The 13,791-nt window shown below is 41.0% G+C and carries 5 protein-coding genes; 4 read left to right on the plus strand and 1 reads right to left on the minus strand.

Annotated elements, in window-relative coordinates; translation table 11 throughout:
• Positions 1-210: 210 nt before the first annotated feature.
• Complete coding sequence (locus ACE1CC_RS20290; protein WP_413272251.1) at positions 211-5,898, minus strand: calcium-binding protein; 5,688 nt, start codon at positions 5,896-5,898, stop codon at positions 211-213.
• Between the two features lie 939 nt (positions 5,899-6,837).
• On the opposite strand from ACE1CC_RS20290, the gene ACE1CC_RS20295 reads away from it, so the two are divergent.
• From ACE1CC_RS20295 to ACE1CC_RS20310, 4 genes are all read left to right on the plus strand, one after another.
• Complete coding sequence (locus ACE1CC_RS20295; RefSeq protein WP_413272252.1) at positions 6,838-8,235, plus strand: NB-ARC domain-containing protein; 1,398 nt, start codon at positions 6,838-6,840, stop codon at positions 8,233-8,235.
• A 589-nt stretch (positions 8,236-8,824) separates the two neighbouring features.
• Entirely contained in the window at positions 8,825-11,695 is a 2,871-nt protein-coding gene (locus ACE1CC_RS20300) for a Calx-beta domain-containing protein (protein ID WP_413272253.1), read from the plus strand.
• Positions 11,696-11,962: 267 nt separating this feature from the next.
• Positions 11,963-12,562 (plus strand): DJ-1/PfpI family protein, encoded by a 600-nt coding sequence (locus ACE1CC_RS20305; RefSeq protein WP_413272254.1) that lies wholly within the window; start codon positions 11,963-11,965, stop codon positions 12,560-12,562.
• Between the two features lie 103 nt (positions 12,563-12,665).
• Positions 12,666-13,706, plus strand: coding sequence for a DUF3616 domain-containing protein (locus tag ACE1CC_RS20310; RefSeq protein ID WP_413272255.1), 1,041 nt, complete (start codon positions 12,666-12,668; stop codon positions 13,704-13,706).
• The last annotated feature ends 85 nt before the right edge of the window (positions 13,707-13,791 follow it).

The raw sequence follows: 13,791 nt of genomic DNA on the forward strand, positions 1-13,791 counted from the left end.
ATCTCCTCTCACAAGCACTGATTTTACGATGATTTAATCCGTGATAATAGTTATCTTTGGATGGGGCGGGCCGGGTGCCCCCCCCACCAGAGTTACAACAGTTTTGTGGGGCGGGGGGGGGGGCCCCCCCCCCCCCCCCCAAAATAAAGTTGAAACTGTTGTGGGGTGGCCATCCTCCCCGCCCCATCCAAAGATAACTATTATCACGGATTAAATCATCGTAAAATCAGTGCTTGTGAGAGGAGATTGTAATCCATTTAAAGTAGCAATTACTTCATCTTGGAAACTAATTTCTATGCCAGAATCTCCTGAAGCAATTGTTAATTTATTGAAACTCAAACCTCCCGTTAAACCAATCAAATCTTGACCAATAGTGAAGTCAGTAATTACGTCGAAATCAGTGCGATCGCCTAACACAAAAATATCTTTACCAACACCACCAGTCAATGTATTTTGTCCATATCCACCATTCAACAAATCATCACCTTCACCACCTTGGAGAATATCATCAGATTCTAAATAAGTGAAATGATCGTCTTCAAAAATATCTTCGTCTTCGGAAATATCTTCTTCATCTGAGTCGTCATTTTCTCGATCGTAGCCTGATTTAATGGGAATTAAATCTTCGTCGTCATCCTCATTAAAGCTATCATCTTCTTCGTCGCTAACGAAAATATCTTCCCCATTTTTAAATTTGAATAAGTTCTTGGCAACGTCACCAAATAAGGAATCATTACCTGCATCTCCTCTGAGATAATCGTTACCAAATCCACCCAAAATTGAGTCGTTACCTTCACCACCGCGCAGGGTGTCATTACCACTTAAACCACTTAAAGTGTCATTTCCACCTTGACCATTGATTACATCTTTAGAATCCTTGTAACCTTTGGTGTTGTTATCTAAATCGTTGAGGAAAGTAACATGGTTTTCGTGATAAACTCTGGTGATTTGTGAATCGGCGTTGATGACATCAAAACTATCGTGTTCCCAGAAAATGCGATCGTCATCATCAAAGTTAGCGATATCATCATCATCATCATTGAAAATGCGATCGTCATCATCATCATCAAGAATTTGATCGTCATCAAACCGATCGCTACGATCGAAAATGATATTGTTGATATCGATCGCGTCATCTTCGCCAGTGTCCAGATTATCGATATTTTCTAAGGCAAAGTTTTGTAAGATGACTTTGGTATTGTCGATTCCCTCGAAAGTAATCGCTAAATTTTGACCTACTTGAGTTAGCAGTAAATTTGTCGCATTGAAACCGCTACCAATGAATTGAATTGTATCAACTTCGGCAATGATTTCTGCTGTAGGAGAAATGCCTCTACCGACCCCGCCAAAATCAGTAATAACATCGCTACCCTCGGCAAGTTTAACGACAATCAAATCTCGATCGCCACCACCAGTAAAGGTATCATCTCCGGTTTGTCCGATTAAAGTATCTTGGTTTAAACTGCCATTGATGTAGTCATTTCCTGCGCCACCATTGAGGGTGTTTTCTCCACTTTGTCCGAATAAAGTATCATTGCCATCATCACCGAAAATGCGATCGCTTTCCGTTCCCCCATCTAAATAATCATCACCATTACCACCAGAAAGGATATCTCGATCTTCATTACCGAAAAGGCGATCGTTTCCATCTCCACCTGTTAAAAGATCTTCCCCAGAGCCACCGATCAAAGTATCGTTATTGTTACCGCCTCTGAGAGTATCATTGCCTTCGCCAGCATCGAGAAAATCATTGCCATTTCCCCCATCCAGCTTATCGTCGCCAGCTTGTCCCAACAGCGTATCATCATCATCGCCACCGGAAAGCACGTCATCGCCTAAACCTGCATCCAGGGTATCATTGCCAGCTTCACCGTAAAGGCGGTCATTATCTTCGCCACCATTGAGGGAGTCGTTACCCGTTCCGCCAACGAGGGAGTCAGCGCCAGTTTGTCCGAACAGGATATCCTCGTTATCGCCGCCAGAAAGAGTGTCGTTATCTTCGCCGCCGTCGAGAGTGTCGTTACCCGCTTGTCCGAGAAGTTGGTCGTTGCCTTCACCACCGGAAAGGGTATCATTTCCTAAACCACCATCGAGGATATCATTGCCATCATTGCCGAAAAGGGTATCTTCCCCTGCTTCGCCATAAATTAAATCTTGATCTCCTTCCCCAAAAATCAGGTCATTATTACCCCGTCCATTAATGATGTCATCTCCTCTACCACCAGTGATGGTATTAGCATTATCATCAGCATAGATTTCGTCGTCATTTTCCGAACCAACTACATTTTCGATTTGTGAAATAGTATCTAAACCATCAAAACCGTCTTTGGCGTAACCTTCTTTTAGTTCCACATAAACGCCATCAATGTCACGGCGGAAACTGATCACATCAATGCCATCTTGTCCCTCGTAAATATCATTGCCTTTGCTACTAATTATTAAGTCATTTCCTGCACCAGCTTGGATGTGGTTATCAGCATTGTTACCGATGAGGATATCGTTAAAGGCAGTACCGATGATATTTTCCAGGTTGCGGAGTTTGTCTACAGTACCGTATCCATCTAAACCTGTGCCAGCGTCGATTTCAAAATTAGGTTCTAAATCAAATATTCCAGGGTTTTGTTCGTTGTTATAGTCCCGGTTTTCGTTAATGTTAACAACAACGCCGCTGGGAGATGTGCTGTAATCGATCGTATCTGAACCTGCACCACCATCGATCGTATCAAAACCTATTTCTCCCCAAATCGAATCATCACCTTTTCCGCCATAAATTTCATCAGCACCTTCCCCACCTTTGAGAATATCTTGTCCTTGGTTGCCGTAAAGTTTGTCATCACCTTCATTGCCTAACAGGGTGTCTGTTCCATCGCCGCCGTAGAGAATGTCATTGCCAAGGTTGCCTTCGAGTGAGTCATCACCTGCTTCACCGTAAAGGTTGTCGTCTCCTTCGTTGCCGTAAAGGTTGTCGTTTCCTTCACCACCGTAGAGGGTGTCGTTTCCGGTGTTACCTGAAAGAATGTCGTTGCCATTGTCACCGTAGAGAATATCAGTGCCATCATCGCCAGAAATGCGATCGTTATTTTCCCCGCCGCTTATGGTGTCACTATCGTTACCACCTGAGATAGTGTCATCCCCTGTATTGCCTTGAATGTTGTCAGCACCATTATCACCAGTGATATTATCGCCACCATCATCGCCATAAATACGATCGCTATCATCACCACCACTTATATTGTCATTACCATTACCACCACTGAGAATATCGTTACCGCCATTACCTTCAATATTATCCTCGCCAGAAGCACCACTTATTTTGTCATCACCAAAACCACCTAATAAATGATCGTTACCCTCTTCACCAAAAATTAGATCGTTATCATTGTCTCCATAAACAATATCATTGCCTAAACCAGCATAGATATTATCAGCACCATCTCCACCATAAATCCAATCACTATATGAATCGCCAGAATCATTGGTGAGCGAGAAATCAGTGCTAGAAGCTTCTGCCTCGATTAATGAATTAAAATCAGTAAAACTTGCTTCAATGGGAATTGCAACAGGATTGTTTATGATATCTCCATTTTCAATAGATGTTTCATCTCTGAATTCATCCCCATCATAATCTTTTAATTCTTGTTCATCGCCATAGATAATATCCCGATCTCCTCCTCCATAAATCAGGTCTTTTCCTGCACCACCGGATAATACATCTCTTCCTTGAAAACCATCAAGATCATCTCCATAAATGGTGTCAGCATAATCCCCAATACCTCCATATATAATATCGTCATGCCAACCTCCATATAAGATATCAGAATCTTCTCCACCATCTAAGTAATCACTGCCTTTATTACCAAATAATGTATCTTTACCGCCTTGACCAAGAAAAAAGTCTTGATTATCACTCCCATTCATTACATCATTTCCAGTATTAGAGCCTTTAATCCTTTCTAAGCTAATCAGGATATCTTCTGTTGAGAGATCATGTACTGTATAACTATCAATTACCCTGTAAATGTCTGAACCAGCCATTGTTTCTGCATAAAGAGTAATTCCAGATCCGCTATTAGAATAATCTGCTATGTCTTGTTCTCCAAAACCTCCATCTAAAACATCCCAACCAGAATCACCAAAGAGAGTATCTTTTCCTTCACCTCCACGAAGAACATCATTACCATACCCACCAGCGATTGGATCACCGTTTTCGCCGCCTTCCATCCAATCACCATGAAATGTTCCAGTCCAAACATGATACATGAACGGAGGAGATAATTTTCCGCTTTGAAAATAATATCCAGTAGGATTCATTTTTTCAAAAGTGTTTATCAAATCACTTTTGAAATCATCTCGGTTTAAATATTTGCCTAGATCGTGATTATCCTTAAGAGCCAACTTCCCTGAAATCTTCATCACCTCTCGTAGAGTTTGCCAAAATGTTCTCATTTTTTCTTGATTAGATGCTCCTCCTTCAAACTGAAGTCCAGGAATTAGGTCTCCAGGATTGTTATAAGGTTGAGCAACATAGTCAGTAATAACACCTTGAGATGTATAGTTAGTAGGAGAACCTAAAGGAAATACTTTAAGACGATTTAACCCTGCGTTAAATAATGGAGCCATTCTTAGTGCGTCTTCAACAAAGAAATTAGCTTGAGAGTGAGGAATTACAATTAATGAGTTTGCATCATTTGATAAAAAATTAGATAAATCTTCCGTAACCCATTGACTATTAACACTTTCGCTTGCCTTTGAAGTTCCTTCTGTCCAAAATTGGGTTAATGCCTCTACTAAATCGTTTGGCGGATTGCTTTCATCGTAGTTAGGGGAAAAGTCATTGTTTAATCTCTGAGTGATATCTTTAAAACCTTGATATCTATCTACAAAATCAATTACTGAGTTAATCTTTGAATCGCTAGCATCCCGCAGAGAATTAGGGTTATCTATGATTGCTTGTGCATTATTTTTATTACCTATATTTAGAATCCATTCATCACTTAAAAAAGGAACATTTTCATTCCAATAATTAACGGCTGGAATTAAAAAATTATCTGCAATAAAGTCAGCTACCCCATCAAAAGCATCTTCAAGTCCTGGTGCAATATCAAATGGTAGCCATCTGATCGTGCCTGCTCCATTTGGTTCTGAAGTGGGATTATATTGAGGTTTAAAATCAATTGAATTAGGTAAGTTAGTTAACCCTAGTACTTCAGCAAACTGATCTCCGTTACTAAAGTAATCTTTGGGAGTTAAGATGCCATTCATTACTACAAATCTGGTTTTCGGGCGATTACTCAGTAATTCTTGAAAAACAGAGTAAAAAGTATCATCAGAGTTTTCTACAAGTATAGGAGATTGTCCCGATTGGAACATTTGAATATTATTCAAATTAGTAGCATAACCGAAGTTCAAAATAACAGAATCATTTTCCTGCTTCATCTGCTGAATCTGATTTTCACTCAAATTCACCCCACGCACGATCGCAGAAAACAACTCCCCTTCATCCCCCGGAGTATCAACACTATTAATCTGCCAATCAATATAATGCCCAATTTCTTCTAATAAAACCGCACGAATCGCTTCACCATTACTCGCATACTTATTCAAGAAATCTTGAGAAAAATAAATTGTATTAGTTGACCCCGCATAAGCAGCATTTGCCCCTTGTAACTCTGCACCTGTGCGAATTTCAATAGCTGGAAGCGATGCAAAATTGCTACTAATCCACTGCTGACGTAAATCTTCCAACTTAGTAGCATCAAAACTTTCACCAAAAGCAGTTTTAATCTTGCTCAAAAAATCTTCACTACCAGCAAAACTATTTAAAGTGTTGTAAGCATTTTGAAGTGCATCTTCAACTAAATAATTGGTTACTTGATTAGCAGAATTAGTAGTAAACATGGCTTTCTCCTTCAATCCGTTGATATTGCAATTAACAAAATTAACTAGTTTGTCTTTTCGTCAAATTTTCAGCACGCAAAATCCCCTGACAAACACATTGCCAAAGTCTCAAGCTGCCAAAATTTCAGCCCACTATTCTCAAAAAATCTCGCCTGTTAAATCAAAATCTTGCACCAGCCCCAACATCCGCCTGCGAATCAATTCGCACCGCGAGTAGTTGGTGAGGGTAGGGACACGGCATCATTAATATTTGCAATCCAAACCGTTATCAGAAATGCCGTGTCCCTACGATTTCCCCCAAAAACACAGGTGCAAGATCTCAGTTAAACCCAATCCCTCATCATCCTCACCACCACCTTTTCACCCTCAGTAAAAACCTCTAAATGCTTATCGAAATTGACTTGCCATTTTTATGCAAAACCCCGGAATTTGTAACAGAACTTCATAAAAAACCAGCGAAGAAACCGCACAAACACTGAAGCAGATCCCCCCTAACCCCCCTTACCAAGGGGGGAACAAGACTTGGTTTTCAGCCCCTTATCAAGGGGGGAACAAGACTCAGTTTTAAGTCCCTTACCAAGGGGGGAACAAGACTGAATTTTAAGTCCCCCTTAGTAAGGGGGATTTAGGGGGATCTCCAAATCGAAGCAGATCCCCCCTAACCCCCCTTACCAAGGGGGGAACAAGACTTGGTTTTCAGCCCCTTACGAAGGGGGGAACAAAACTGAATTTTAAGTCCCCCTTTTTAAGGGGGATTTAGGGGGATCTCCTCTTTACTAATCCCAGTAATTTCACAATCTCTTTAGAGAAACTTGATGAAAAATTCATAAACCCTACGTAATTCAACATAGCAAAACTAAAATTTTTAGTCACCTAATTTCATTAGCTAAATCATTAGCAAATAGATTAAAATATCCTTAAATACAAAACGTAAATTTTATGACTAGGGTGCTACCTACCAATAACAATCCTGATAACTTCTTCTCCGAAGCTGAGAACTTCTGGAACCTAAATAAACTGTACAGTGACTTAGCTTGCGCCAAAGGAAACAGCCTCACACCCCGCGAAAAGCAATTTCTCAGGGGTTTACTCTGTGGTTACACGCCTGCGGAAATCTGCGCGAAAGTCTATGCTAATGCTAATGCTAATTCTCTGCGCGTTTCCCTCTCCAGAGGTTTGTACAGATATATTGAAAAGTTACTTTCGGGAAACTGCGAAAAATTTGTCAAAGTTAACGCTACTCGCATTCCTCACTTACTTGCAGAAGCCGGATATAAGTTACAATCTTCTGTGCCAATAACATCAATTCCCCAAAAAATTGCTTTTATTCCACCTGCCAAGAAACGCCAAGATTGGGGAGAAATGATTGATACCGATCGCTTTTCCGGCAGAACACAAGAAATCCAACAATTACAACAATGGATATTAACCGATAAACTTCGGATTGTAGCAATTTTGGGAATCGGTGGATTAGGTAAAACTGTATTAGCTACCAAATTAGCCCAAGAAATTCAAGGAGAATTTGATTATCTAATTTGGCGCAGTTTGCGTTCCGATCCTTCCATCTCCGAATTAGTAATTAACTTAATTCAATTCCTCTCTCAGCAACCTTTAAATTCCGAAGAATTATCATCTTTAAACTTAGAAACTTTAATCTCTCAACTCTTAGAATGTTTGCGCCAAAATAAATGTTTAATCATTTTCGATAAAGCAGAATCGATTCGCATCAATTACGATGATTTTCATGAGTTACTCCGACGCATTGGCGAAGAACGTCACCACAGTTGCTTACTTCTCACAAGTCGGGAAAACCCCAAGGAAGTCATCTCATTAACTGGGAAAAAACGCCCAGTGCAAACATTACAATTATCTGGGTTAAACCAAACTGAAGCTAGGGAAATGTTAGCCGCAAGTGGTGATTTTATCGGTACAGAAAATGAATGGACAGAGTTGATCGATCGCTACTCAGGACACCCCTTCGCCTTAAAATTAGCCGCCAGCAAAATCCAGCATAAATATCATCATAAAATAGCCGACTTTTTAAATCAAGAATCAGGACTTTTCCCGGAACTCTGCGAACTATTAAAACAGCAGTTTGATTTAATGTCCAACTTAGAAAGAAAAGTCCTGTATTGGTTGATCGTTAAACCAGATCCCACATTCCGTTGCGCTATTACCGAAAGCGTGTTACCATTTGGAACTGAACAACAATTTTCTTATGCTTTGGAATTATTGAGAGAGCGATCGCTAATCACCAAACACACCACCGAATTTTCCCAACCACTTATCCTCAGCAAATACGTCACCAAACGACTAGTTGAACAAATTTTTAGATAAACCACCAGAAAATGTAGAGACGTTGTATACAACGTCTCTACATTTTCCGACGTAGAAACAACGTCTCTAGAGAAAATTAATTATTTAGGTGTTTTTACAGATCCGCGATCGCCCAACTAAAACACCACCGTAATTTTACATAATACTTTATTAATCATACTGCTAATTACCCGGAAAACTCACTTAATTTAAAGGCTAATTTTCCATATTACTTCTCAAAGCTTAAACTAACTAGGTGTTATAAAAAGTATATTTACTGAGATTTTTTCAGCTAGACAAATAATAGAAAAATTTTCCGAAAACTTTCCGGATCAGATATTACCGCTAAGAAAAAGAGGTATTAGTCACATTTATCGATTCTGGACTAGTTTCACAATTAAAACTTAGACAGAAAAGATGAAATGCAAAAAGTACAAAATTTGCTGCGAAGTCCCAGCATTTTGATTAACTAACTTAATTTACCATCGACCTGTTCATTACTAAAAATTGACTTTGCAGAAATTTGCTGACTACCACCAGGGGCGAAAGGAAAAAATCCTTTTGTTCTGGATTCAATTCGTTCCTAATTTCTATTATCGAAGGAGAATTTATGGCTATTACCCCTATTTCAGGTTCTTTAGGGCGATCGACTTTATATACCAACGACGCACTAGGTTTAACCAACTTTCAAAACGAATGGTTAACAGCTGCCGATAACCAAGGAATTACAATTAACGGAACTAGCACCGCAACATTTAATAGTACAGGAACCACCGATCTTTCATTATTAAATTACTCAACCAATCCCGACCTAAACCTGACTAATTTAAGTTTCACTCGTACTGGTCAAGCAGGTAACGATACCTTTGGTGATATTGCTGGTATTGGTGTTGCCGACTCTTACGATGGTTGGTGGAACATCGCGAGTAAAGCCCGATCAGAAATTAATTATAACCCAAATAACGGCGAATCTCAGGTATTAACCTTTAAATGGGGGGCGAATCAAAGCGTTCAAAGCGCCTTAATTGACCTGAGTTCATTTGTTCCTAAATCTGCGGAGAAATACGGCGATGAAGTTGGTTTTCTGCAAGCATTTAAAGATGGGCAACTTGTAGATATCACAGCTACTCGCGTCGGTGGTGGACTTGCTTCTTCGATCGACAACTCTGGAATCGGCGTAAAATTTAGAGCCGATGATGGTGTAAATGGAGACTTCAAATTCCAAATTTCCAACGCTGATTTCGACGAACTGAGATTCACCGCCAGACCCTACGATAACCCAACAGGTACTGTACCAGTTGTCAACGGCATCATCACCGACAGTTCCGACTACCTAGTTCAGAAAATCGACTATTCATCAACAGTAAATCAACCTGTCATTCAGTTTAGTAACTCTCAATTCTCTGTTCGTGAAGATGGCACACCGATTTTAGCGGTGACAGTAGTTCGGAGTGGTGGTTTAGAAGGCCCTGCCTCTGCTACCATTAACCTCACCAATGGGACAGCCGTTGCACCGGGCGACTACAATAATACCCCGATCGCCGTTAATTTTGCTGATGGGCAAACTTCCCAAGTAATAACTGTTCCTGTGGTTAACGACGGAATCGCAGAACCAAATGAAACCGTCAATTTGTCCTTAGTCAACCCTTCCCCAGGCGCAGTAATTGGGACACAAAGTACCGCACTCCTAAATATTGTAGATCCACCAACTCTTCAGTTTAGTAACCCTGAATATGTGGTCAGAGAAGATGGTACGCCTGTTTTAGCTGTTACCGTAGTTCGGAGTGGTGATAGTTCAGGGGCAGTTTCCGCCACCGTTAACCTCAGCAATGGTACTGCTACTGCCCCAGCTGACTACAACAACACCCCGATCGCAGTTAACTTTGCAGCTGGGGACACCACACCAAAGGTTATTACCATTCCCATTGTTAACGATACCTTAGTAGAAGCAGATGAAACCGTCAATTTAAGCTTAGTTAGCCCCACTGGTGGTGCCATCATTGGCACACAAAATACCGCAGTCCTAACTATTTTAGACAACGACGTTCCACCACCTGCCACACCTGCGAAACCGCTAGTATTCGTTGCCGCCCTTGACCCAACTGCTGGAGAACCTGGTCTTACCGAAGGAAACGGCACATTTCAGTTTGTTCGTACCGGAGGCGACATCACCCAACCTCTGACCATCCAATATACCACCACAGGTACAGCAACCCCCGGCGCAGACTATGGGGCTTTAACTGGCACTGTCACCATTGCTGCTGGTCAGTCTGTTTCCGCCCCCGTAACCGTTACTCCTTTTACTGATGGCATTAATGAACCAGGAGAAACGGTGACAGTGAAGATATTAGAAGACTTACCTTACCAAGTAGGTTCAGCTGACACCGCTACAGTCCAGATATTGAACAACGACCCATTGACGGGTACACCTGCAAATAATGGGCGTGTCCTCCGGTATAATTCGTCGGGAGTGTTTCAGCAAAGCTACAACACGATTACTGATGCGGTGGTAGGGGCTACTGCTAATGATATTATTGTGCCGCAAGCCGGATTTTACGCGGAAATTAACACTGTCACGATCGACAAACCTTTAACCATCAGGGGAACGAATGCAGGTGTAAGTCCTGCTAGTGGTTCCTCAGTTTCTCCATCTGTGGTTTTTACAGGCCCTAATCGTCCTGTGTTCACAGTCCTTCCAGGTGTCAATAACGTCACTATTGAAGGAATGACGATTCAATTGAGTGGCGACAACGGTATTCGACTGCAAGGTGCAGCTAACAATTTGGTGATTCGGCAAAACGTCTTCAATGGTCAAGGGCCAGCCAACGGCGGTGTTATTTTCTTGGATACTGGTGTTGGTGGTGGAAGCTTCAGTGCGATCGATAACTTAATCCGTGACGTATCCACAACTGCTGGTAGTGTTACTAGTGGCTTGCAAGCTTTCAGATTCGATACCGCTAGAATCACAGATAACGTGATTGCTAACCTAACTGGCCCAGGTGTTGCTGCTGATGCGATCACTAACCCCGCTAGCATGATTACTAACAATAAGGTGACAAACGTTGGCGAACAGGGGATTCAATTGGCGGGTGGTAATGCCGCAATTGAAAATAACGAAATTGCCGATACTAATACTAGCCAAGGTATAGACAGGGCTGGTATTCGCTTGCGGGATTCTGGCTTTGGCGCAACTCTGCTAGGGGCAGTAAATGTTCGCGGCAACCTGATTACTAACTCCTACAATGGTGTGGCAATTCGTAACGGTACAAATGTCCCCAATACACTTACGCTCAATTACAATAACCTGATTGGCAATACCAATGCTGCTTTGTATCACGGCGGGACAGGAAATCTCGATGCAACTAACAACTGGTGGGACGATCCTACAGGGCCAGTTGTTGGCGGTACGGGCAGAAATGCTATCATTCTCGCAAGTACTGGTACTGTCACTTCCAGCCCATTCTCTACTACAGCTTTCTAAAAATAGCAAGACTGGTAAATAGTTAATTCCTACTCCCACAGCTTAATCAAGCGGTGGGATTTCTCTATTTAACTCAAGTTGCTAGTTATATTCAGTAGGGTGCGTCAGATAGGAAAATTTTCGAGATCATCACTAATTTTGGGTCTCTGACGCACCCTACAGCCTGAAAAATTTCGGAAAATTAATAACTAGCAACTTGCATTATTTTTTCTCAAATTTGTTACAAAATAGATCTGGCAAAGAACTAAAAAGATTAGGAACTTAAATATGGCTGCCAAGAAAATTTTAATGCTCGTCGGTGACTACGTGGAAGACTACGAAGTAATGGTGCCTTTCCAAGCATTACAAATGGTTGGACATATTGTACACGCTGTTTGTCCAGATAAAACATCTGGCGACAAGGTACGCACTGGAGTTCATGACTTTGAAGGCGACCAAACTTATACAGAAAAACCCGGTCATAATTTCACTTTAAATGCTAATTTTGCCGAAATAGATCCCGCAACTTACGATGCTTTAGTTGTTCCTGGGGGTAGAGCACCGGAATACATACGTTTAAATCAAAGGGTGTTAGAAATTACTCGCCATTTTGCCGAAACAAATAAACCCATCGCTGCTATTTGTCACGGTTTACAACTTTTGGCAGCTGCGGGAGTTTTAGAAGGTAAAAGTTGCACTGCTTACCCTGCTTGTGGCCCCGATGTTACCTTAGCTGGGGGATTTTATGTGCATATTCCTGTTGATGAGGCGATGATTGATGGTAATTTAGTAACTGCACCCGCTTGGCCCGCACATCCCCGTTGGTTGGCAGAATTTCTCAAACTTTTAGGCACTCGAATTGAGCATAAAGAAATGGCAAATGTTTAGTTTTTTTGCCTAATATTTGGTAGGCTGGGCATTATCTGATTTAATGATTCATACTATGTAAAAGTCTGTGATTAGACAATGCCCAATCTACTTTTAAAAGACAATGGAAAAGATTTTACTGCGTTTTGAATCTAAATTTGCCAAATGTCGGGAAGATTTATCAGCGATGACAATGACTCCTGGGGAAGTTTTGTGGTTAGGATGTGATGAAACTACAAGTATTGAACGGTTGACGAAAACTGACGATAAAACTTTTGCAGGTCATGAAATTTTTAATGTGGCAGATTTTATCGATTTGCCCAGTGATGCCGATCAAGAAATAGATATTGAGGGGATGGATTATGCTAACAATTATATCTGGTTAGTGGGTTCTCATAGCTTGAAAAGGTCTAAGCCTAAATCAAAGCGATCGGACCTAGAAAACATTCAAAAAATGCAGGAGATTAAACGAGAAGAAAATCGTTATTTATTGGCAAGAATACCTCTAAAAGGTGATGAATTATGTAAGTTATGCGAACATCCAGAAACCCCAGATGTTAAGTTGACAGCTGCTAAATTGGAAAATACGAAGAATGGCAATTTGCTGAGCGATGCTTTGCTAGATGATCCGCATTTAGCGCCTTTTTTGGTTAGTCAAATTCCTTCTAAAGAAAACGGATTTGATATTGAAGGTTTAGCGGTTTATCAAGATAAAATTTTTCTGGGTTTACGAGGGCCAGTTTTACGGGGTTGGGCGATAATTTTAGAAATTTCTGTAGAAGAAAGTAGCCGGAATACTTTAAAGTTGAAAAAGTTGGGAAATCAACTGTATAAAAAACATTTTGTTTATCTTTCTGGGTTGGGAGTTCGGGAACTTGCTGTTGATGGAGAAGATTTGTTAGTATTAGCGGGTCCGACGATGGATTTAGATGGCCCGGTGAAACTTTATCGCATCGAAAATGGGGTAAATTTGCCGGAAGAGTCTCTTTTAAAACCTTCTCCTATTTTAGATATTCCATTCGGTGAAGGTGTAGATCATGCAGAAGGTTTGGCGTTTTGGTGTAAGGAAAACAGTCAAAAGTCACTATTAGTAGTTTATGATTCTCCGAGTCAGGAAAGACTGCAAGGAGATGATGGGATTTTGGCTGATCTTTTCCCGCTTTAAAATTTTCTATGTACGTTGTTGGGCGTGAGCGCGAAAAATTTGGGCGGAATGGCCACAACCAGAATTTATAAATTAGTAGAAATTT

It is taken from the genome of Floridaenema aerugineum BLCC-F46, from assembly GCF_041929345.1.
Taxonomy (GTDB): Bacteria; Cyanobacteriota; Cyanobacteriia; order Cyanobacteriales; family Aerosakkonemataceae; genus Floridanema; species Floridanema aerugineum.

What these genes read in the sequence shown, in the direction of transcription:
- ACE1CC_RS20290 (WP_413272251.1), bottom strand. Translation starts at nt 5,898, where the DNA reads ATGTTTACTACTAATTCTGCTAATCAAGTAACCAATTATTTAGTTGAA.
- ACE1CC_RS20295 (WP_413272252.1), top strand. Translation starts at nt 6,838, where the DNA reads ATGACTAGGGTGCTACCTACCAATAACAATCCTGATAACTTCTTCTCC.
- ACE1CC_RS20300 (WP_413272253.1), top strand. Translation starts at nt 8,825, where the DNA reads ATGGCTATTACCCCTATTTCAGGTTCTTTAGGGCGATCGACTTTATAT.
- ACE1CC_RS20305 (WP_413272254.1), top strand. Translation starts at nt 11,963, where the DNA reads ATGGCTGCCAAGAAAATTTTAATGCTCGTCGGTGACTACGTGGAAGAC.
- ACE1CC_RS20310 (WP_413272255.1), top strand. Translation starts at nt 12,666, where the DNA reads ATGGAAAAGATTTTACTGCGTTTTGAATCTAAATTTGCCAAATGTCGG.